This window comes from Streptomyces sp. NPDC049577, assembly GCF_040675635.1.
GTDB lineage: Bacteria > Actinomycetota > Actinomycetes > Streptomycetales > Streptomycetaceae > Streptomyces.
Map to the genome: position 1 here is coordinate 17,912 of NZ_JBFAPH010000021.1, position 19,555 is coordinate 37,466.

The 19,555-nt window shown below is 71.4% G+C and carries 19 protein-coding genes and 2 pseudogenes; 10 read left to right on the forward strand and 11 right to left on the reverse strand.

Annotated features, from left to right (window positions below; translation table 11 throughout):
• Positions 1 to 18 precede the first annotated feature (18 nt).
• The 3 genes and pseudogenes from AB0K09_RS04865 to AB0K09_RS04875 all read left to right on the forward strand — a co-directional run bounded on the left by AB0K09_RS04865 (position 19) and on the right by AB0K09_RS04875 (position 1,240).
• A pseudogene (locus AB0K09_RS04865) lies at positions 19 to 855 on the forward strand (helix-turn-helix transcriptional regulator).
• The gene (locus AB0K09_RS04870; RefSeq protein WP_366063853.1) at positions 839 to 1,030 is read left to right on the forward strand and encodes a DUF397 domain-containing protein; all 192 of its coding nucleotides are present in this window, start codon (positions 839 to 841) and stop codon (positions 1,028 to 1,030) included. Before AB0K09_RS04865 ends, AB0K09_RS04870 begins: the two are co-directional and overlap by 17 nt.
• Positions 1,031 to 1,033: 3 nt before the next feature.
• A complete protein-coding gene (locus tag AB0K09_RS04875) occupies positions 1,034 to 1,240 on the forward strand; it encodes a DUF397 domain-containing protein (RefSeq protein ID WP_366063854.1) in 207 nt (68 codons plus the stop codon).
• A gap of 62 nt (positions 1,241 to 1,302) precedes the next feature.
• On the opposite strand, the gene AB0K09_RS04880 is transcribed toward AB0K09_RS04875, so the two are convergent.
• A complete protein-coding gene (locus tag AB0K09_RS04880) occupies positions 1,303 to 1,917 on the reverse strand; it encodes a helix-turn-helix domain-containing protein (RefSeq protein ID WP_366063855.1) in 615 nt (204 codons plus the stop codon).
• A gap of 122 nt (positions 1,918 to 2,039) precedes the next feature.
• Between AB0K09_RS04880 and AB0K09_RS04885 the strand changes: the two genes are divergently transcribed.
• On the forward strand, positions 2,040 to 3,491 hold the full coding sequence (locus AB0K09_RS04885; protein ID WP_366063856.1) for an amidase: 1,452 nt from the start codon (positions 2,040 to 2,042) through the stop codon (positions 3,489 to 3,491).
• Positions 3,492 to 3,526: 35 nt separating this feature from the next.
• Here the strand turns inward: AB0K09_RS04885 and AB0K09_RS04890 are convergent, their stop codons facing one another.
• The 3 genes from AB0K09_RS04890 to AB0K09_RS04900 all read right to left on the reverse strand — a co-directional run bounded on the left by AB0K09_RS04890 (position 3,527) and on the right by AB0K09_RS04900 (position 5,538).
• On the reverse strand, positions 3,527 to 4,804 hold the full coding sequence (locus AB0K09_RS04890) for a hypothetical protein (protein WP_366063857.1): 1,278 nt from the start codon (positions 4,802 to 4,804) through the stop codon (positions 3,527 to 3,529).
• A gap of 77 nt (positions 4,805 to 4,881) precedes the next feature.
• On the reverse strand, positions 4,882 to 5,217 hold the full coding sequence (locus AB0K09_RS04895; protein ID WP_366063858.1) for a hypothetical protein: 336 nt from the start codon (positions 5,215 to 5,217) through the stop codon (positions 4,882 to 4,884).
• Positions 5,218 to 5,256: 39 nt separating this feature from the next.
• Complete coding sequence (locus tag AB0K09_RS04900) at positions 5,257 to 5,538, reverse strand: hypothetical protein (protein WP_366063859.1); 282 nt, start codon at positions 5,536 to 5,538, stop codon at positions 5,257 to 5,259.
• Positions 5,539 to 5,796: 258 nt separating this feature from the next.
• On the opposite strand from AB0K09_RS04900, the gene AB0K09_RS04905 reads away from it, so the two are divergent.
• The gene (locus tag AB0K09_RS04905) at positions 5,797 to 6,177 is read left to right on the forward strand and encodes a tautomerase family protein (RefSeq protein WP_366063860.1); all 381 of its coding nucleotides are present in this window, start codon (positions 5,797 to 5,799) and stop codon (positions 6,175 to 6,177) included.
• A gap of 204 nt (positions 6,178 to 6,381) precedes the next feature.
• Here the strand turns inward: AB0K09_RS04905 and acnA are convergent, their stop codons facing one another.
• Complete coding sequence (gene acnA / locus AB0K09_RS04910) at positions 6,382 to 9,096, reverse strand: aconitate hydratase AcnA (protein WP_366063861.1); 2,715 nt, start codon at positions 9,094 to 9,096, stop codon at positions 6,382 to 6,384.
• 202 nt (positions 9,097 to 9,298) lie between these two features.
• Complete coding sequence (locus AB0K09_RS04915) at positions 9,299 to 9,634, reverse strand: helix-turn-helix domain-containing protein (protein WP_366063871.1); 336 nt, start codon at positions 9,632 to 9,634, stop codon at positions 9,299 to 9,301.
• Positions 9,635 to 9,793: 159 nt separating this feature from the next.
• Here AB0K09_RS04915 and AB0K09_RS04920 point away from each other — a divergent pair, with 159 nt between their 5' ends.
• Entirely contained in the window at positions 9,794 to 11,260 is a 1,467-nt protein-coding gene (locus AB0K09_RS04920; protein WP_366063862.1) for an MFS transporter, read from the forward strand.
• Here the strand turns inward: AB0K09_RS04920 and AB0K09_RS04925 are convergent.
• The gene (locus AB0K09_RS04925) at positions 11,220 to 12,122 is read right to left on the reverse strand and encodes an alpha/beta hydrolase (protein WP_366063863.1); all 903 of its coding nucleotides are present in this window, start codon (positions 12,120 to 12,122) and stop codon (positions 11,220 to 11,222) included. The genes AB0K09_RS04920 and AB0K09_RS04925 overlap by 41 nt on opposite strands.
• A gap of 197 nt (positions 12,123 to 12,319) precedes the next feature.
• Here AB0K09_RS04925 and AB0K09_RS04930 point away from each other — a divergent pair, with 197 nt between their 5' ends.
• Positions 12,320 to 12,874 (forward strand): Uma2 family endonuclease, encoded by a 555-nt coding sequence (locus AB0K09_RS04930; protein ID WP_366063864.1) that lies wholly within the window; start codon positions 12,320 to 12,322, stop codon positions 12,872 to 12,874.
• A 4-nt stretch (positions 12,875 to 12,878) separates the two neighbouring features.
• Here AB0K09_RS04930 and AB0K09_RS04935 read toward each other — a convergent pair whose 3' ends face one another.
• Entirely contained in the window at positions 12,879 to 13,241 is a 363-nt protein-coding gene (locus tag AB0K09_RS04935; RefSeq protein WP_366063865.1) for a GntR family transcriptional regulator, read from the reverse strand.
• Position 13,242: 1 nt separating this feature from the next.
• Entirely contained in the window at positions 13,243 to 14,217 is a 975-nt protein-coding gene (locus AB0K09_RS04940; RefSeq protein ID WP_366063866.1) for a hypothetical protein, read from the reverse strand.
• A 92-nt stretch (positions 14,218 to 14,309) separates the two neighbouring features.
• Here AB0K09_RS04940 and AB0K09_RS04945 point away from each other — a divergent pair, with 92 nt between their 5' ends.
• Positions 14,310 to 15,839: a UDP-N-acetylglucosamine 1-carboxyvinyltransferase gene (locus tag AB0K09_RS04945; protein ID WP_366063867.1), complete on the forward strand. Its 1,530-nt coding sequence runs from the start codon at positions 14,310 to 14,312 to the stop codon at positions 15,837 to 15,839.
• 63 nt (positions 15,840 to 15,902) lie between these two features.
• Here AB0K09_RS04945 and AB0K09_RS04950 read toward each other — a convergent pair whose 3' ends face one another.
• Together AB0K09_RS04950 and AB0K09_RS04955 are read right to left on the reverse strand one after the other, a co-directional pair.
• On the reverse strand, positions 15,903 to 16,301 hold the full coding sequence (locus AB0K09_RS04950) for a RidA family protein (protein WP_366063868.1): 399 nt from the start codon (positions 16,299 to 16,301) through the stop codon (positions 15,903 to 15,905).
• Positions 16,298 to 17,410 (reverse strand): acyl-CoA dehydrogenase family protein, encoded by a 1,113-nt coding sequence (locus AB0K09_RS04955; RefSeq protein ID WP_366063873.1) that lies wholly within the window; start codon positions 17,408 to 17,410, stop codon positions 16,298 to 16,300. The genes AB0K09_RS04950 and AB0K09_RS04955 overlap by 4 nt, the downstream gene beginning before the upstream one ends.
• Positions 17,411 to 17,584: 174 nt before the next feature.
• On the opposite strand from AB0K09_RS04955, the gene AB0K09_RS04960 reads away from it, so the two are divergent.
• Both AB0K09_RS04960 and AB0K09_RS04965 read left to right on the forward strand, forming a co-directional pair.
• Complete coding sequence (locus AB0K09_RS04960) at positions 17,585 to 19,225, forward strand: AMP-binding protein (RefSeq protein ID WP_366063869.1); 1,641 nt, start codon at positions 17,585 to 17,587, stop codon at positions 19,223 to 19,225.
• Positions 19,218 to 19,555, forward strand: a pseudogene (locus AB0K09_RS04965) (PaaX family transcriptional regulator); the annotation flags it as partial. The gene AB0K09_RS04960 and the pseudogene AB0K09_RS04965, both read left to right, overlap by 8 nt.

Consider the following 19,555-nt stretch of genomic DNA (forward strand, 5'->3'; position numbering starts at 1 on the left):
GGGGGCTACGCTGAGTACGTGACACAGTCCAGGGACACGGACCCGTACGCGGATCCGCGCGCGTTCTACGGCTCAGAGCTGAAGCGCCTCCGCGAGGGGGCGGGGCTCACGCAGGAGCAACTGGGAGAGCGGGCATTCTGCTCGGGGTCGCATGTGGGGCAGTTCGAGGTGGCGCTCCGGCGGCCGCAGTTGGAGCTGTCGAAGCTGTTCGACGAGGCGCTGGGGAGCGGTGAGCATCTGCAGCGGCTGTGCAGGCTGGCGCAGAAGTTCAAGGTTGCCGACTATTTCGCGGACGCGGCCGAGCTTGAGCAACAGGCACGAATGATCTGCGAGTACGCACCCGCGATCGTGCCTGGTCTCCTTCAGACGGAGGCATACGCGCGGGCGCTGATCCGAACAGGTCGGCGCTTCGCACCGCAGGATGTGGTGGATCGGTACGTCAGTAACCGCATGACCCGGGCGCAGTTGCTGGAAGGCCCCGACGCGCCTGTGCTGTGGGCGATTCTCCACGAAGGGGCCCTCCGTCTCTCCGTGGGTGGACCGACGGTCATGCGAGGTCAACTAGCCCACCTCATCTAGGCCGTCGAGACGAAGAGGAACGTCCTGGTACAGGTCCTGCCGTTCAGCGCAGGGCCCCACATGCTCATGAACTCGATGATGCACTTCGATGACGCACCCACCGTCGTCTACACCGAAGGCGCTTACACGGGCCATCTCATCGATGACCCAGCCCTGGTCGCCGGCCACCAGTCGGCCTACGATCTGGCCAGGGCCATCGCCCTCTCCCCGGAGGCGTCCCAGGCTCTCATCCGATCACTAGCCGAAGACTGGACAGCGCATGGGCACCACTGCTGATTTAGCGAACGCCAACTGGCGCAAGTCGTCTTACAGCAACATGGACAACGGAAGCTGTGTCGAGGTGGCCGACAACTTGCCCGGGACCGTCCCCGTACGCGACAGCAAGAGTCCCGGCGGCCCCGCCCTGCTCTTCTCACTCTCGGCATGGGCGGCATTCATACGTACGCTCTGACGCATGAGCACCGCACCTGACTTAAGCGGAGCCGACTGGCGCAAGTCGTCCTACAGCAACGGCGACAACGGCAGTTGCGTCGAGGTCGCCCAAGGCGTACCCGGCACCGTTCCCGTCCGCGACAGCAAGCGTCCGGACGGCCCGGCCCTCGTCTTCCCGCCCCCAGCATGGGCGGCATTCATCCGTACCCTCAAGGGGCGCTGGTCGTAGGCGACCAGTGAGCGGGTGACCGGTTCGCCGATCAGGTTGCACCCCCGGCGCCAGGCGCCGGGTCAGCGTCCCCCGACCGCCCCGCCTCGGTCCAGGGCGGCCTCGACCGCGGCGAGGAGCCGCTCCCCCACACGGTCGACGCTCCCGTTCTGGGCACTGATCTGTGCACCCTCCATGAGGAAGGTGATCTCTGCGGCGGCCTCGTCGGGGGCCCGCACACCGGCCCTCTCGCACATGCTCGTGAGCCGGCGCCGCTGGGTGGCCTTGTGGTCCTCGATCAGCCGACGGGCCGGGTGGCCCCGGTCGAGCAGGGTGATGGAGTTGACGAAGGGACAGCCCCGCTGCACGACGTCCGGCAGCCCCTCGGCGACGAATCGCGCCAGGGCGAGGATCTGGGCCCGGCCGTCGCCGGGGTGCTCGGCCTCCGCCCGGTCGAAGGCGGCCGAGTAGCCTGCCGCGACGATTCTCAGCCACTCCTCGATCAGGGCGTCCTTGGTGGCGAAGTGCCGGTAGAGGGCCATCTTCGTGGTCTTCGCCCGGTCGGCGATGGCCTGGACCCCGACGGCACTGATGCCCTCGCGCAGGAAGAGCTCCTCGGCGGCGTCGAGGATGCGCTCACGCGGGGGCAGGCGGGCAACTCGCGTGTCCCGACCGGGCCTTGGGGGGCTGCTCTCCATCTCCGCCTCACTTCGGTCGCCGTCGCAGGCCTCTCTCCTCCCATGCTACGTTACCGACCGACCCCGAACGATACCGGTCGGTATCATGCGGGACCGATCGGACCAGTGCGAGGTTGAGCATCATGAAATTGCACGAATACACCCGATTCGACGCCGTGGGGCTGGCCGAGCTCGTCGCCCAAGGAGAGGTCACCGCCGCGGAACTCGCCTCCGCGGCCCAGGACGCGATGACCGCCGTCAACCCCCGCATCAACGCCGTCGTGGAGAGCTGGCCGGCCGAGGACGCCCCGAGCCCGGGCAGCACACCGCTCGCGGGCGTCCCGTTCCTCATCAAGGACCTGGCCGTGACCATGAAGGGCAAGCACGTCGAACTGGGCAGCCGCCTCGCCGCCGGCAATGTGGCAACGGCGGACTCCTTCCTCATGCGGCGGTTCAGGCGGGCCGGCCTGGTGACGCTGGGCCGTACGGCCTCCCCCGAGTTCGCCTACAGCACCACCACGGAGCCGGTCCTCCACGGACCGACCCGCAACCCCTGGGACCTCACCAGGCCGCCGGGGGGTTCCAGCGGCGGGTCGGCCGCGGCCGTCGCCGCCGGCATCACGCCCATCGCGCACGCCACCGACGCGGCCGGCTCGATCCGCGTCCCCGCCGCCAGTACGGGGCTGTTCGGGCTCAAACCCACCCGCGGCCGCATCTCCATGGGGCCGGACGCCGACGAGGTCTTCAACGGCCTGGCCGTACAGGGCGCCGTGAGCCGGACCGTGCGCGACAGCGCGACGCTCCTCGACCTGATCCAGGGCCCCGAGACCGGCGACCCCTACTTCGCGGCACCTCCCCGGCGCCCGTACGCCGAGGAGAGCACCCGCGACCCCGGGCGGCTGCGCATCGGACTGCTCACCGCTCCCTGGAACGGTCGTGCCGTGGAGCCGACCGTACACGAAGCCACTCTGGCCGCCGCCCGCCTGCTGGAGTCGCTCGGCCACCGGGTCGAACCCACCGGCGTGGACCTCGGGGTGAGCTGGGAGGAATTCGTCCTCGCCAACGCCCGGCTGTGGACGGCGAACCTGGTGACATGGATCGACGGCTTCGCCGAGGCGTCCGGCCGCCCGGTGAACGAGACGACCGTCGAGCCCGAGACGCTGGTGAGCTACACCTGGGGACGCCGGGTGAGCGGTGCGGAGTTCGTACAGGCCCTCGAGGTGCGCAACCGGGTCGCCCGGTCGATCGGCGCGCACTTCGAGCGTCACGACGTACTGCTGACCCCCACCCTTCCCGAACTCCCCGTGACCATAGGCACCTACCACCATGGCGCGGAGGGGGCGGACGGCTTGGGCCGGCTGGAGCACCTGTTGCACAGGTCGCCGTTCACCGCGGCCTTCAACGTCGCCGGCACCCCCGCCATGTCGGTGCCGCTGGCGGCCGATCCGGCCACCAGCCTGCCCATCGGCATCCAGTTCGCCGCCGGGTACGGGCGCGAGGACGTCCTGTTCCGCCTCGCCGGGCAACTCGAAAGGGCCGCCCCCTGGGCACAGCGCACACCCCCCGTCTGGGCGGGCACCCTCCCGGCCGCCTGACCCCCGCCGCCGGACCCGGTCGGCCGTCCTACCCCTCAAGCGCGACGCAGTCGCCCGGCGAGGAGGCGCACCGGCTGCATGAGCACCAGCGCGAGCCCCGCGAGCGGCAGGACCAGCAGCACGATCTGGATCGCGGCCGCTGCCACGGCGAGCACTCCGCCGGAGGACCCCGCGTCGGCCGCCAGCATGGCGATCCGCTGCCAGTCGGCCCGCAGTACCTCCGGCAGGTTCAGCAGCAGCATGCCGACTTGCAGGCACAACACCGGGATCAGGAGCAGTACCCATACCGTCACCACGATCTGCGGCCACCTCTTGAGCGCTCGCAGCTGCTCGTCCTGCGGGCGGCGGAGGACGAAGCGCCGGAGGATCGGGCCGATGTACTTGAAGAGGTCGGGGATGCCGACGAGGTCGGCCACGATGTAGTAGCCGTCGAACCGCAGCGTGGGCAGCAGTTGCTGGATCATCTCCAGGTGCACCGAGAGGACCGCCACCAGCAGCAGCGGCGAGCCGGTCGCCGCGTACAGCGCGCCCAGGCCCAGTACGAAGAGCGCGTTGAAGTAGACGCCCCCGAGGTCCGCGCGGATGCGCCCCGCGCGGCCCAGCCGGTAGGAGTTGGTGATGTCCGTGTAGAAGGCGGGCCACACCAGGTAGATGCCGCAGCCCATGGCGCCGGGCCGTACGCCCCCGTAGCGGCAGGCGGCGCCGTGGCCCAGTTCGTGGAAGGCGCACGAGGCGATGGCGAGGGCGACGACCAGCAGGACGTCGGCCGGTGAGGAGAGCACGGCCCGGAGCGCGGCGCCGGTGTCCTGGGTCAGCGCCAGCCAGACCTCGGTCGCGACGAACGCGCCGAGCGTGAGGACGACCAGGGCGGGGCGGAAGAGCCAGGCGAAGAGGCCGGAGAGGAACCAGGTGGCACGCTCGGGGAGGACCGCCAGCCGGAACCGGAAGGCGAGGAAGGGATCGGCCCTGGGCGTGGGGGGAGGCGGCGACCCGTCGCTGCGGGTGGTGACGCCGAGCGGCGCGAGCTTCTCGTCGATGAGGAACTCGATGTGCTCAACGCCGAACTGACGTCCCGTCTGCCCCGTCAGCTCGCCGGCGACGTGCGCGAGAACGGCCTCCCGGCCGCCCGGCAGGGGCCCGGCCAGTACGCGGACGACCTGGTAGAGCAGGGGCGGGAGCCGGACGATCTGGCCGTCGGGGCGGCAGACCAGATGGGGCGGCTCGCGGTAGCCGGAGTCCTCGAACTCGCCGACCAGTTCGGTGCCGGCCACGAGCGCGGGCTCCCCCGTCCGTGCGACGGAAGGCAGTGACATGGGCGCTCCCTGCGAAGGGGCGGGGAAGGGCCGGAGGAAACCCGGCCCTTCCCCGGACACGTACGGCCGCTGTGCGGTCAGTGGCTGGCGATGGCCGCCGGGGTGCAGGTCACGACGTTGGTCGAGTTCTGGGAGGGCAGGCCGAGCGAGCCCAGCAGACCCGCGGTCTGCGGCCGGTCCACGGACTGGCAGCTGGACAGGATCGTGGTGCCGTGGTCGCTCGGGGCCGGGGCGAAGACGCCTCCGCCGCCGGCCGTGGCAGCGCTGCCGGCGCCGGCGCCCGCGCCGGAACCGCCGCCGTCGCCGGGCGCGGCGAGCGTGAGCGGCGTGGCCACGACGCCCATGACGGTCCGCTCGGGCAGCACCTCACCCGTGACGTTGCCGAGCTCTGCGAAGCTGATCGTGTTTCCCATTTTTCCGTTCCCCTTCTCGAAGTTCTCGAAAGACGGCGGTCAGCGGCTGGAGATCGCCGCGGGAATACAGGTGGTGCTGTAGCCGGGAGAGCTGGGCGCCAGGCCCAGTGCGACGAGGAGGCCGGGACTGGCCGGGTTCTGCCGGTACTGGCAGGCGTAGGCCACCGTGGTCCCGTGCTCCGTGCGCACCAGCGTCGGATACACGGGCTGGCCGGCGTCCGTGCCGCCCGTCGGCAGCAGCACGCTCGACAGCGCGATCCGCGCGGGAAGCTCCTCGCCGGCCAGCCGGCCGAGCTCCCCGAAGGTCACGGCGGATCCCATCCCTCACCCCTCCCTGGTGGAACGGCACTGTCGCGTCGTTCCGGCGGGGAGCCTAACCACCACCCGAATGCCCGACACTTCCTCAATCCTCGGGTCACCCAGTCGAGTTGGAGGTTGACCCCCAAGGGTGCGGAGGGGAACGCGCGGCCGGACCCACCGGTCGTGTACCGCGGTTGGGCTCACCCCCGCACGAGCGCTGTACCTACTGGTATGTACAGTAGCCGGACAGCATCGCAACCGATCTTGGAGGCACGTGCCATGCCACTCGTCCGCATCGACGCCATGCACTGCGACACAGAGCGGCTGAAGGCCCTGGGGAGGGCCGTACACGAGGCGCTCGGCGAGACGATGGGCTTCCCCGACGAGGACCGCTTCCAGATCCTGACCGGCCATGACGGACGGCACGGGCTGCTGCGCCACGGCACCTACCTCGGCGTACCGCGCGATGACGGCATCGTCTACGTGGCCATCACTTTGCGAGCCGGGCGTCCGGACGCCCAGAAGCAGGCGTTGTATCAGCGCATATCCGAACTCGCCGAGGAATACGCGGGCGTCGAACCACGCAACATGTTCGTCGTACTGACGGAGAACTCGCATGCGGACTGGTCGCTGGGCAATGGCGACGCCCAGTACGTGTAGCGAAGCGGTGAGGGGTGGCGGACCTTCGCGTTGACAAGGGGGCGGGCAACGCCGCCGCGCTGCTCAAGCCACCTCGCGTGAATCTCGGTGCGTCGGACTGCGGCCGGTTCACACCGATCCTCCGACGGCAGCGAACGCGGAAGGGCCGCACCCCGTCCGGTGATGGACGGGGTGCGGCCCTCGCCGCTCGGCTGCCGGGACCGCTTACTTGCGGATCAGGCTGCGCAGCACGTACTGCATGATGCCGCCGTTGCGGTAGTAGTCGGCCTCACCGGGGGTGTCGATGCGGACGACCGCGTCGAACTCCACGCCCGTGTCGGTGGTGACCTTGACCGTGCGCGGGGTGGTGCCCTCGTTCAGCTCCGTGATGCCCGTGATGGAGAAGGTCTCCTCGCCGGTCAGGCCGAGCGAGTCGGCCGACTGGCCGGCCGGGAACTGGAGCGGCAGGACGCCCATGCCGATGAGGTTCGAGCGGTGGATGCGCTCGTACGACTCGGTGATGACGGCCTTGACGCCGAGGAGGGCCGTGCCCTTGGCCGCCCAGTCGCGGGACGAGCCGGAGCCGTACTCCTTGCCGCCCAGGATGACCAGCGGGATGCCGGCGGCCTGGTAGTTCTGCGAGGCGTCGTAGATGAACGACACCGGGGCGTCGGGCTGGGTGAAGTCGCGGGTGAAGCCGCCCTCGGTACCCGGCGCGATCTGGTTGCGCAGGCGGATGTTGGCGAACGTACCGCGGATCATGACCTCGTGGTTGCCGCGGCGGGAGCCGTAGCTGTTGAAGTCGCGGCGCTCGACGCCGTGCTCGGTGAGGTACTTGCCGGCCGGGGTGTCGGCCTTGATCGCACCGGCCGGGGAGATGTGGTCGGTGGTGACCGAGTCGCCGAGCTTCGCCAGCACGCGGGCGCCGGTGATGTCGGTGACCGGGGTGGTCTCCATCGTCATGCCCTCGAAGTACGGGGGCTTGCGGACGTAGGTGGACTCGGCGTCCCACTCGAAGGTGTTGCCGGTCGGGATCGGCAGGGCCTGCCACTGGGCGTCGCCCGCGAAGACGTCCTGGTAGGACTTGCTGAACATGTCCTCGCCGATGGCGTTGGCCACGACGTCGTTGACCTCGGCCTCGGTCGGCCAGATGTCCTTGAGGAAGACCGGGTTGCCCTCGGTGTCGGTGCCCAGGGCGTCCTTGGTGATGTCCACCTTCATGGAGCCGGCGAGGGCGTACGCCACGACCAGCGGCGGGGACGCCAGGTAGTTCATCTTGACGTCCGGGTTGATCCGGCCCTCGAAGTTGCGGTTGCCGGAGAGCACCGAGGTGACGGCCAGGTCGTGCTCGTTGACGGCCTTGGAGACCTCCTCCGGCAGCGGGCCGGAGTTGCCGATGCAGGTGGTGCAGCCGTAGCCGACGAGGTTGAAGCCGACCTTGTCGAGGTACGGGGTCAGGCCCGCCTTGTCGAAGTAGTCGGTGACGACCTTGGAGCCCGGGGCGAGAGTGGTCTTGACCCACGGCTTGCGGGTCAGGCCCTTCTCGACCGCCTTCTTGGCCACGAGCGCCGCGGCGACCATGACGTAGGGGTTCGAGGTGTTGGTGCAGGAGGTGATCGCGGCGACGGTGACGGCGCCGTGGTCGATCTCGTAGGTCGAGCCGTCGGGGGCGGTGACGGTGACCGGGTTGCTCGGGACGCCGTTGGCGGCGGCCGGCGAGTCGGAGGCCGGGAAGGACTCCTCGCCCGCCTCGTCGGCGGTGGAGACGTAGTTGAGGACGTCACGCTCGAACTGCGTGGCGGCCTGGGCCAGGATGATGCGGTCCTGCGGGCGCTTGGGGCCGGCGATGGAGGGGACGACCGTGGAGAGGTCGAGCTCCAGCTTCTCGGAGAAGTCCGGCTCGGCGGCCGGGTCCAGCCACAGGCCCTGCTCCTTGGCGTACGCCTCGACGAGCGCGACCTGCTGCTCGGAGCGGCCGGTGAGCTTGAGGTAGTTCAGGGTCTCGCCGTCGATCGGGAAGATCGCGGCGGTGGAGCCGAACTCCGGCGACATGTTGCCGATGGTGGCGCGGTTCGCGAGCGAGGTGGCGGCGACGCCCTCACCGTAGAACTCGACGAACTTGCCGACGACGCCGTGCTTGCGCAGCATCTCGGTGATCGTGAGCACCAGGTCGGTGGCGGTGGTGCCGGTGGGCAGCTCGCCGGTCAGCTTGAAGCCGACGACGCGCGGGATGAGCATGGAGACCGGCTGGCCGAGCATCGCGGCCTCGGCCTCGATGCCGCCGACGCCCCAGCCGAGGACGCCGAGGCCGTTGACCATGGTGGTGTGCGAGTCGGTGCCGACCAGGGTGTCCGGGTAGGCCTGACCGTTCCGGACCATGACCGTGCGGGCCAGGTGCTCGATGTTCACCTGGTGGACGATGCCGGTGCCCGGCGGGACGACCTTGAACTCGTCGAAGGCGGTCTGGCCCCAGCGCAGGAACTGGTAGCGCTCCTTGTTGCGGCCGTACTCGAGCTCGACGTTCTGGCCGAAGGCCTCCTTCGTGCCGAACTTGTCCGCGATGACGGAGTGGTCGATGACCAGCTCGGCCGGGGCCAGCGGGTTGATCTTCGCCGGGTCGCCGCCGAGCTCCTTCACGGCCTCACGCATGGTGGCGAGGTCCACGACACAGGGCACACCGGTGAAGTCCTGCATGATCACGCGGGCCGGCGTGAACTGGATCTCCTGGCTGGGCTGGGCCTGGGAGTCCCAGCTGCCCAGCGCGCGGATGTGGTCGGCGGTGATGTTGGCGCCGTCCTCCGTGCGGAGCAGGTTCTCCAGCAGGACCTTCAGGCTGTAGGGAAGACGAGCGGAGCCCTCGACCTTGTCCAGCCGGAAGATCTCGTACGACTCGTCGCCCACCTGCAGCGTGCTGCGGGCGTCGAAGCTGTTCGCCGACACGACAGTCTCCTTCATGCATGAATTCGCGTACTGGCGGCAATCCTGCCGCCCCATGGCCGCGCCGATACGCTAAGGTGCACCTAACTTAGGTATGCCTCACCAGCAACGACAGCGCTACGCCTCTCGGCAGATATCTCGATGTCGAGATAACTCTAGTACATCGCCGCCGCGCGGTCATGCCCAGATCCACTGTCAGGGCATGTCACGTCGGGCGCACCACGGCCGCGTCGTAGTCGCGACGCGCCTGGGCGATGGCGCCCCGGTGGCGCTCCGCCCATCCCACGAGCCCGGTCAGCGTCGCGTGCAGCTCCTGCGCCATCGGGGTGAGGGAGTACTCGACCTTGGGCGGAACGGTGGGATGGACCGTCCGGACGAGCAGACCGTCGCGCTCCAGCTTGCGCAGGTTCAGGGTGAGCATGCGCCGGCTGATGCCCTTGACGATGCGCTCCAGCTCGGTGAAGCGCACCGGACCGTGCGCCGCGGCGACCAGGATCCCGATGCTCCACTTCCCCGCGACATGGTCGAGGACCTCGGTGATGGGGCACGCCTCACTGCCGTCGTGCGTTCCCGACGGGCCGCTGACCTGGTGAGGTACATCGGTGTGACTCTGTGACACGAAACTTCCTTCTTCCCTCGGGCCGCATAGTTACTGATCATCGCCTCAGTAACAATTCATATCCCACAGGGGGGACCTCCCGTGTCTCGTACCGTCGCGGCGGCGCCGCGGTCCGCCTGGACGGCACTCGCCGTCCTCTGCGCCGGGCAACTGATGATCATCCTGGACGGGACGATCGTGAACGTGGCCCTGCCGGCCATCCAGGAGAGCCTGGCCTTCACACCGTCCTCCCTCGCCTGGGTGGTCAACGCCTATCTGATCCCGTTCGGCGGTCTGCTGCTGCTGTCCGGCCGGCTGGGCGATCTGCTCGGCCGCAAGCACGTCTTCGTCACCGGCCTGGCCGTCTTCACGGCGGCATCGCTGCTGTGCGGCCTGGCCGACGGGCCGGGGACGCTGCTGGCCGCGCGCTTCCTCCAGGGGGCCGGCGGCGCGGTGGCGTCCTCGGTGACCCTCGCCATGGTCGTGACGCTGTTCACCGAGCCGGGTCAGCGGGCCAGGGCCATCGGCGTCTACAGCTTCGTCCAGTCCGCGGGCGGCACGATCGGCCTGCTGGCGGGCGGTGTGCTGACGCAGGCCGCCGGCTGGCACTGGATCTTCTTCGTCAACGTGCCGATCGGTGCGGCGACCGTGACCGCGGCCGTCCGGCTGCTCGACGGCGCGCGCGGCGCGGGCCTGAGCAGGACCACCGACGCCCTCGGCGCGGTCCTCGTCACCGCGGCCCTCACCCTCGCCGTCTGCACGATCGTCGAGATCCCCGAGTACGGCTGGGGCTCGGCGCACACGGGAGGACTCGGCGGCGGGGCCGTCCTGCTGCTCGTCGCGTTCGCCGTCCGCCAGCGGTCGGCGGCCGATCCGCTCCTGCCGCCCCGGATGCTCCGCCCGCACCGGGTTCGCGGGGCGCTGGGCGCCCACGCCCTGATGATCGCCGGCATGTTCGGCTTCCAGTTCCTGGTGGTTCTGTACCTGCAGAAGGTGCTCGGCTTCGACGAGACGCAGACCGGTCTGGGCGTCGTCCCGGTCTCCCTGCTCATCGGTCTGACGTCGCTGACCCTGGCCCCCCGCCTGATGGGCCGTTACGGTCCCCGGAACGTCCTGCTGCCGGCGCTGGCGCTCATCGCCTCGGGCCTGGCGTTGCTGGGCCTGGTCGCGCCGGACGGCGGCTACGTCACGGACGTCCTGCCCGCGCTGCTGCCGCTCGGCGCCGGGTTCGGCCTGGCCATGCCGGCGCTGGCCGGTCTCGCGATGTCGGGTGCGGCGCCGGAGGACGCGGGGACGGCGTCGGGCCTGTTCAACACCGTGCAGCAGGTCGGCGCGGCCCTCGGCCTCGCCGTCCTGAGCACGCTGGCGGCCTCGCGCACGGACGGTCTGCTCGGCCACGTGGCGGACCCGGCCGCCGCCCTCACCGGGGGCTACCGGCTCGCGTTCCGCGTGGGCGCCGGCCTGGTCGTGGCCGCCCTCGTCGTGGCGGCGGCCGCGCTCCGGCCGGCCGCCCGGGGGCGGGCGGCGGTCAGCTCCGCGCGTCCAGAGCCGTCTCGCTCTCACGGATGAACTCCGGCACCCGGCTGTTCCACTGCTCGACCGGGATCCCGTGCCGCACCCCCGGCACGATCTCGGTCCGCACGCCGGGTATGAGGCGATTCGCCCGCTCGGCGGCGCGGCGGGCGTCGACGACGGGGCTGTCCCCGCCCAGCATGACCAGGGTCGGCACGGCGATGGAGCGCAGTTCGTCGTCGCTCAGCCGCTGCGGCGGCAGCAGGCGGACCCGGAAGCCGCGGATCGACGCCACCCCCAGCCGCGTCTGCACGTCGGCGGACTCGGGGGAGTCGCCGGTCTCGCCGATGAGCCCCCGGAACCAGCGGAGCTGGTAGCTCTCGGAACCGCTGAGGAGCGCGGCGACGGTGGCCAGGACGAAGCCCGGCCGGATCGGCGCCAGCACCCGCGGCGGGTCGCAGACGGCCACGGAGGCGACCCGCCCGGGGGCCCGTACGGCGTGGTTGAGCGCGACCCAGCCACCGTAGGAGTGCCCGACCAGGTGCGCCCGCTCCACGCCGAGCCCGGCGAGGGCCTCCTCCAGCCAGGCCGCCGTGTCGTCGGCCGTGGTGATCGGCGCGGTCTGGGTGCTGTACCCGGGCTCGCCGACCCGGTCGAGGGCGATCACCCGTCGCCCGCCCTCCGCCAGGGCGACCACGTGCGGAGCCCATTCGGCGGGCGTCGCGTTCTGCCCGGCGAGCAGCACGACGGGGATGCCGCCGGTGTCGGGCCCGTAGCCGTAGACCCGCGAGGTACCGAAGCGGGTGACGACCTCGCTCTCCTCGTACGGCTGCGGCCACCGGGCCATGGCCCGGTCGTACGCGGCGAGCACCCGCGCCCGCGCGGCCTCGCCGGTGAACGAGCCGAGTCGTGAACCCATGACGGACCTCCCCCTGCGCATGCGGCCCGACGGGCCGCCACTGGGCCGATCTTCGCAGGGAGTTGATCGGGGGTCGCGGGCGGGGTTGGTTCACCAGTACGAGTGATGGGTGGGCCGAACGGGCGGGTCAGCCGTGCCGATTGCCCTAAACAAAGGACAGTCGTCATGCTGCAGTCACGATGTCCGCGGGAGGACCGATGAGCGCGCAACCCCATACCTACGCAGCCGACGATCCCGAAAAGGCGCTGAAGTACGCGATCCAGCACATCAGGGGAGAACGGGTGCAGATCGTGGAGGGGGTCATCGAACCGGTGTCACCAGGCTGGGGGCGCGAATCCGCGGCCAACTCGATCCGCAGGCAGATCGAGCCCATTGTGATCAAACTGGGCTGCATCACGGGCTCCGGAGACCTTGACCTTCCCGGCACGCCCAATTGGTATGTCCCGGACGTGGCTGTCGTACCCGAGGAGCTGGCGAAGAATGCCGGCGCCCTCCTGCCCGACCAGACGCTCCTCGTCGTAGAGGTGACGTCGGATTCCAACGGCGACACCGACCGCGTCGTGAAGCGTCGCCGCTACGCCGAGTTCGGCGCTCCGCTCTACCTCCTGGTCGACCGTCAGCAGCGTTCCTGCACGCTCTTCAGCGATCCCGGGGAGCTTGGTTACACCAAGACGGACGGGCCGCATCCCTTCGGATCGCCTCTGCGCCTCCCGGAACCTTTCAACCTCGATCTCGACACCTCGGAGTTCTGACCGACTAGGCCCCCGCCAGCCCCGTCCGCACCAGGTTCAGGACTTCCTCGTCCGACAGTCCCAGTGAGCGCGCCTCCGTGATGAGGTCGCGGACGCCGCCGACCAGGCGGGCGCGGCCCGGGGACATCGCCCCGGGTGCCACCACCGCGCCGCGGCCGCGGCGGAGTTCGATCAGGCCCTCCTCGCGCAGGCGCTGGTAGCCGCGCAGGACCGTGTGGACGTTGACGCCGAGGGAGTCGGCCAGGGCGCGGGCCGCGGGGAGGCGGTCGCCCGGGCGGACGGTGCCGTCACCGATGGCGCCGCGGACGGCGGCGGCGATCTGGTCGCCGAGCGGGGCCGGGGAGGAGTGGTCGAGGCGGATCAGCACGTCAGCCCCCGTCGTCCGGGCGGGCGCGTTCGATCAGGGCGTTGAGCAGGGCGGCCGCCGTGGTGGCGTCGTCGACGGTGACCACGAATTCGCTGCCGTTGGCGAGGCGGGCGATCAGCGCCTCTCCCGAGCGCAGGGCGAGGCCGCTGCGGCCCGGGACGACCCGGTAGCCCCAGCCCCCGAGGTCCCGCAGGGGGTCGATGTGCCGGCTGGTGGCCGAGGTGATCCGGGCGAGGGGGATCCGCAGCCGGGGACGGGGCAGGCCGAGCAGGCCGACGGTCAGCCCGTGCTGGTCCACCATGACGCGCGTACCGGAGAACGCGCAGGTCAGCAGCGCTACGACGGTCAGGCCGACGCCGAGGCCCCAGTCGACGAGCGGGGCGAGGACCACGCCGAGAACGAGATGTGCCGCGCCGGTGACGAGGAGCGGGCGCGAGCCGAGGGTCCGGGTCCAGGCCGCGCTCTCGCCCGGGCGCAGTTCCAGCCGGGGCACGGGGGCGGGCTCGGGGTTCCCGGCGGGGTGGGCCGGCGGGCGGCCGGCGAGGAGGAAGCCGAGGCCGCCGAGCGCGGCGGCCACGGCGAGCGCGGCGGCCAGTTCGCCGAGGCCGAGCCGGGCGCCGTCGGCGGAGGCGGCCCGTGCGTTGCCCAGGACGACGGCGACGAGGGCCGCGCCCAGCAGTCCGGCGACGCCCCACCCGAGCGCGATCAGGGGTCTGGCCCCGGGCAGCAGGCGGGCCAGCCAGGCGAACAGGGCCGCCGGTATCAGCAGCAGCCCCAGCGACTCGTAGGGGAAGGAGCCCAGCGAGGTGAAGCCGTCGGCGCCGCCGGAACCGGAGAAGTGCGTGGCCACGGGGTCGGGCAGCCGGTCGCGGCGGGCGATGAAGACCGTGAGGAATGCGGCGCCCGCGAGGGCGTACGCCGCGGCGACGACGAGCGGCCCACGGCGGGACACCGGCGGCCGCGAGGATGCGTTCATGACACCTCCATCATTGTTCGCATAGTAATAGAACAACCTCTGGCCATGGCGTCGGGGCGAGGAAATCTCATATGTGAGATAGCGTGTGCCGCATGACAGACGCCTACCTCGCCCGCATCGGCAAGCTCATCCGCGACGCCCGGCAGCACCGTGGTTGGACGCAGACGCAGCTCGCCGACGCACTCGGAACCAGCCAGAGCGCGGTCAACCGCATCGAGCGGGGAAATCAGAACATCAGCCTTGATATGATCGCCCGCATCGGTGAGGCACTCGACAGCGAGATCGTCTCCCTGGGCTACGCCGGGCCGATGCATCTGCGCGTCGTCGGCGGTCGCCGTCTGTCCGGCGCCATCGACGTCAAGACCAGCAAGAACGCGTGTGTCGCGCTGCTGTGCGCGACGCTGCTCAACGCCGGCCGCACGACCCTGCGCCGGGTGGCGCGGATCGAGGAGGTCTACCGGATCCTCGAGGTGCTCAGCAGCATCGGCGTCCGGCACCGCTGGATCAACGACGGCAACGACCTGGAGATCGTGCCGCCGGCCGAGCTGGACCTCGCCGCGATGGACACCGAGGCCGCCCGCCGAACCCGCAGCGTCATCATGTTCCTCGGTCCGCTGCTGCACCGCATGGACCACTTCAAGATCCCGTACGCCGGCGGCTGCGACCTCGGCACCCGTACAGTGCAGCCGCACATGGCGGCCCTGCGCCACTTCGGCCTGGAGATCACCGCCACCGACGGCACGTACCACGCGCAGGTCAACCGTTCGGTCGCACCCACCCGGGCGATCGTGCTGACCGAGCGGGGCGACACGGTCACCGAGAACGCCCTGCTGGCCGCCGCCCGGCACGACGGCGTGACCGTCATCCGCAACGCCAGCTCGAACTACATGGTCCAGGACCTGTGCTTCTTCCTGGAGGAGCTGGGCGTCCGCGTCGAGGGCGTCGGCACGACGACGCTCACCGTGCACGGCGTGGCCACCATCGACCGCGACGTCGACTACGCACCCTCCGAGGACCCGGTCGAGGCGATGAGCCTGCTGGCCGCCGCCGTGGTCACCGAGTCGGAGCTGACCATCCGCCGGGTGCCGGTGGAGTTCATGGAGATCGAGCTCGCCGTCCTGGAGGAGATGGGCCTCGACCACGAGCGCAGCCCCGAGTACCGCGCGGACAACGGCCGCACCCGGCTGCTGGACCTGACGGTGCGCCCCTCCAAGCTGTGCGCGCCGATCGACAAGATCCACCCGATGCCGTTCCCCGGCCTCAACATCGACAACGTGCCGTTCTTCGCGGCGATCGCCGCCTCCGCGCAGGGCCAGACCCTCATCCACGACTGGGTCTACGACAACCGCGCGATCTACCTCACCGACCTCAACCGCCTCGGCGCGGACGTCAAGCTGCTCGACCCGCACCGCGTCCTGGTCGAGGGCCCGACGCGCTGGCGCTCGGCCGAGATGATGTGCCCGCCGGCCCTGCGGCCGGCCGTGGTCGTGCTGCTGGCGATGATGGCGGCGGAGGGCACGTCGGTGCTGCGCAACGTGTACGTCATCAACCGGGGTTACGAGGACCTGGCGGAGCGCCTGAACTCGATCGGCGCGCAGATCGAGATCTTCCGGGACATCTGAGGGCAACCGGCGGGCGGGTGGGCGAATGCATCGGCCCCAACGGCGCCGCACCCGCCCGCCCGCTCACGGCAGCACGGCGAAGCCGTCCAGCTCGACCAGCGCGGCTTCGTCCCACAACCGCGTCACCCCGATCACGGCCATGGCCGGGTAGTCCCGTCCGGCCAACCGCCGCCACACTTCGCCGAGTTCACGGGCGCACGCCCGGTAGTCCGCGACGTACGTCGCGTACACCGTGACCCGCGCGAGATCCCCCGGTTCACCTCCCGCCGCGCGCAGTGCGGTGAGCAAATTGCCGAGCGCCCGCTCGAACTGCTCCGGAAGCCCGCCCGGCACGATCCGCCCGTCCGCGTCCAGGGCGGTCTGGCCGGCCAGGAAGACCACGCGACGGCCGGTCGCGACGACGGCGTGGCTGAACCCCGACGCGGGAGAGAGGCCGGCCGGGTTGGTGCGGCGCAGGGTCACCGGTAGAGCTCCCGCGCGATGATCGTGCGCTGAACCTCGCTCGCGCCCTCGTAGATGCGTGGCGCCCGCACCTCGCGGTAGAGGTGTTCGAGGAGGTGCCCGCGCCGCAGGGCGGCGGCGCCGTGGATCTGGACGGCGGCGTCGACGACGTACTGCGCGGTCTCCGTGGCGAACAGCTTGGCCATCGCCGAGCGGCGTGCGGTGCCGGGCTCGCGCGCGTCCCAGGCGGCGGCCGCGGCGTGGACCAGGAGGGCGGCCGCCTCGGTGCGGGTGGCCATGTCGGCGAGCCGGTGGGAGACGCACTGGAGGTCCTTCAGCGGCCCGCCGAAGGCGTGCCGTCGTTCCGCGTGGGCCAGGGCCGCGCGGAGGGCGGCGCGCGCCATGCCGACGGCGCAGGCGCCGACGCTCGGCCGGAAGAGGTCGAGGGTGCGCATGGCGGTGCGGAAGCCGCGGCCGACCTCGCCGACGACGTCCTCGGGGCAGACGGGCACGGCGTCGAAGGTCAGCGTGCCGACGGGGTGTGGGGAGAGCATCTCCAGACGCCGCCCCCCGAGGCCGGGCCGGTCGGCGGGCACGAGGAAGGCGGTGATGCCCCGCGAGCCGGTGCCGTCCGGCCCCGTGCGGGCGAAGACGGTGGCGAAGTCGGCCTCCGGCGCGTTGGAGATCCAGCACTTCTCGCCGGTCAGCCGCCACCCCGGCCCGTCCGGCTCGGCGCGCAGGGCGAGCGCCGCCGCGTCGGAGCCGGCGTCCGGCTCGCTGAGGGCGAAGGCGGCGACCGCCCGCCCGGCCACGACCTCGGGCAGCCAGCGCGCGCGCTGCGCGTCGGTGCCGTCGGTGGCGACGGGGCAGGCTCCGAGTCCCTGCAGGGCCAGGGCCGTCTCCGCCTCCGTGCACTCCTGGGCGAGCGACTCGCGCAGCAGGCACAGCTCCGTCGCGCGCGGCGGGCCGCCGGGGGGCAGCACGCGGGCCAGCAGGCCGAGCTCGCCCAGGGCGGCGACGAGCGGGCGGTTGACGCGGCCGGGTTCGCCCTTGTCCGCCAGGGGGCGCAGCCGCTCCGCCGCCAGCACGCGCAGTTCCTCGCACCACGCGCGCTGCTCCGGGTCCAGCATGAACGGTGTGGATGGTGTGGACGGTGTGGACACCGCCGCCCCCTTTATCGCGAAGTGTTGACTGCCGTCACCAACTCGCTACGCTGACAGCGGATCCGCACGGCTGGCAAGACCCCGTTCTGTCCCCACGTCGTATGTCCCCGGCTCTGCCCGGTCCGAGGGGGCGCATCCGCGATGCAGCTCAAGCCGTCGGCCCACGCCGACACCTTTGCGCGCGACCATCTCCCGCCCGCCGCGCAGTGGCCCGACCTCCGCTTCGGCCTCGGCGACCCGCCGGGGCCGCGCTACCCCGACCGGCTCAACTGCGGTGCGGAGCTGCTCGACGCGACCGTCGACCGGCTCGGCCCCGAGCGGCCGGCCGTGCTCGACGGCGAGGGCGGCGTCTGGTCGTACGGCGAACTACGGCGCACCGTCGACCGGATCGCCCACGTCCTCACCTCCGACCTCGGCGTGGTGCCCGGCAACCGGGTGCTGCTGCGCGGCCCCACCACGCCGTGGCTGGCCGCCTGCTGGCTGGCGGTGATGAAGGCGGGGGCGGTCGCCGTGACCGTGCTGGCCGCCCAGCGGCCGGGCGAACTGAGCACGATCTGCCGGATCGCCCGCGTGCGGCACGCGCTGTGCGACACCCGATCGGTCGACGGCCTCGTCAAGGCGGGGGTGCCACACCTTCGGATCACGCCGTACGGCGGCACGACGGCCGGGGACCTGCTGCGGCGCGCGGCGAAAAAACCCACATCGTACGTGCCGGTGGACACCTCGGCCGACGACGTCGCACTGATCGCCTTCACCTCGGGAACCACCGGACGGCCCAAGGGCTGCATCCATTTCCACCGTGACGTGCTCGCCATCGCCGACACGTTCTCGGCCCGGGTGCTGCGCCCGCGCCCCGACGACGTGTTCGCCGGCAGCCCGCCGCTCGGCTTCACCTTCGGCCTCGGCGGACTGCTCGTCTTCCCGCTGCGCGCCGGGGCCCGCACCCTGCTCACCGACTGGAAGGGGCCCGAGCGGCTGCTGGCCGACGTCGAACGCCACCACGTGAGCGTGCTGTTCACCGCGCCGACGGCCTACCGCGCGATGCTCGACCGGCTCGGCGAGCACGACCTCTCGTCCCTGCGCAGATGCGTCTCGGCGGGCGAGAACCTGCCCGCCGCGCTCTGGCACGACTGGCGGCGCGCCACCGGGCTGGGGCTCATCAACGGCATCGGCGCCACCGAGATGCTGCACATCTTCATCTCCGCCGCCGACGAGGCCGTCCGCCCCGGCACCACGGGGCTTCCGGTGCCCGGCTTCGAGGCCCGGGTCGTCGGCCCGGACGGCCGGCCGGTCCCCGACGGCGAACCCGGCCTGCTGGCCGTACGCGGCCCCACAGGCTGCCGCTACCTGGCCGACGACCGGCAGCGCGCGTACGTGCGCGACGGCTGGAACGTCACCGGCGACACCTACGTCCGCGAGCCCGACGGCTACTTCCGCTATGTCGCCCGCGCCGACGACATGATCGTCTCCGCGGGGCACAACATCGCCGGGCCCGAGGTCGAGGAGGCCCTGCTGCGTCACCCCGACGTGCTGGAGGCCGCGGTCGTCGGTCGCCCGGACGAGCGGCGCGGCGAGGTCGTCGTCGCCCACGTCGTGCTGCGCGCCGGCGTGCCGCGCACCGACGAAACGGTCGCGGAATTGCGGGAGTTCACCAAAAAGGAGATCGTTCCGTACAAGTGCCCTCGCGAAATCGTGTTTCTCGACGCCCTTCCCCGCACCCCGACGGGCAAACTGCAGCGATTCCGCCTCCGCTTGACGGCTTTACAGTTTCCCCGTGACTGACCAGCAACCGCCACACACACCACGGTCCCTCATCGTCACCTTCTACGGCGCGTACGGACGCGGCGGCGCCGGCACCCCGCACGGCCCGGTGCCGGACGGGCCGGTGCCGATCGCGGCCCTGATCCGGCTGCTGGGCGCGGTGGGCGTGGACGCGCCGTCGGTCCGTTCCGCCGTCTCCCGGCTCAAGCGGCGCGGACTGCTCGTGCCGGGCCGCACGGCGCACGGCGCGGCGGGCTACGGCCTGTCGGAGGCCGCCCGGCAGCTGCTGGAGGACGGCGACCGCCGCATCGACGAACGCCCCCCGGGCCGCCCCGGTGGGTGGCTGCTGGC

Coding starts and splice junctions, on each gene's coding strand:
- AB0K09_RS04905 (WP_366063860.1), top strand. CDS start 5,797: ATGCCACTCGTCCGCATCGACGCCATGCACTGCGACACAGAGCGGCTG.
- AB0K09_RS04880 (WP_366063855.1), bottom strand. CDS start 1,917: ATGGAGAGCAGCCCCCCAAGGCCCGGTCGGGACACGCGAGTTGCCCGC.
- AB0K09_RS04870 (WP_366063853.1), top strand. CDS start 839: ATGGGCACCACTGCTGATTTAGCGAACGCCAACTGGCGCAAGTCGTCT.
- AB0K09_RS04945 (WP_366063867.1), top strand. CDS start 14,310: ATGACAGACGCCTACCTCGCCCGCATCGGCAAGCTCATCCGCGACGCC.
- AB0K09_RS04895 (WP_366063858.1), bottom strand. CDS start 5,217: ATGGGAAACACGATCAGCTTCGCAGAGCTCGGCAACGTCACGGGTGAG.
- AB0K09_RS04900 (WP_366063859.1), bottom strand. CDS start 5,538: ATGGGATCCGCCGTGACCTTCGGGGAGCTCGGCCGGCTGGCCGGCGAG.
- AB0K09_RS04925 (WP_366063863.1), bottom strand. CDS start 12,122: ATGGGTTCACGACTCGGCTCGTTCACCGGCGAGGCCGCGCGGGCGCGG.
- AB0K09_RS04875 (WP_366063854.1), top strand. CDS start 1,034: ATGAGCACCGCACCTGACTTAAGCGGAGCCGACTGGCGCAAGTCGTCC.
- AB0K09_RS04890 (WP_366063857.1), bottom strand. CDS start 4,804: ATGTCACTGCCTTCCGTCGCACGGACGGGGGAGCCCGCGCTCGTGGCC.
- AB0K09_RS04930 (WP_366063864.1), top strand. CDS start 12,320: ATGAGCGCGCAACCCCATACCTACGCAGCCGACGATCCCGAAAAGGCG.
- AB0K09_RS04955 (WP_366063873.1), bottom strand. CDS start 17,410: ATGCTGGACCCGGAGCAGCGCGCGTGGTGCGAGGAACTGCGCGTGCTG.
- AB0K09_RS04940 (WP_366063866.1), bottom strand. CDS start 14,217: ATGAACGCATCCTCGCGGCCGCCGGTGTCCCGCCGTGGGCCGCTCGTC.
- AB0K09_RS04960 (WP_366063869.1), top strand. CDS start 17,585: ATGCAGCTCAAGCCGTCGGCCCACGCCGACACCTTTGCGCGCGACCAT.
- AB0K09_RS04885 (WP_366063856.1), top strand. CDS start 2,040: ATGAAATTGCACGAATACACCCGATTCGACGCCGTGGGGCTGGCCGAG.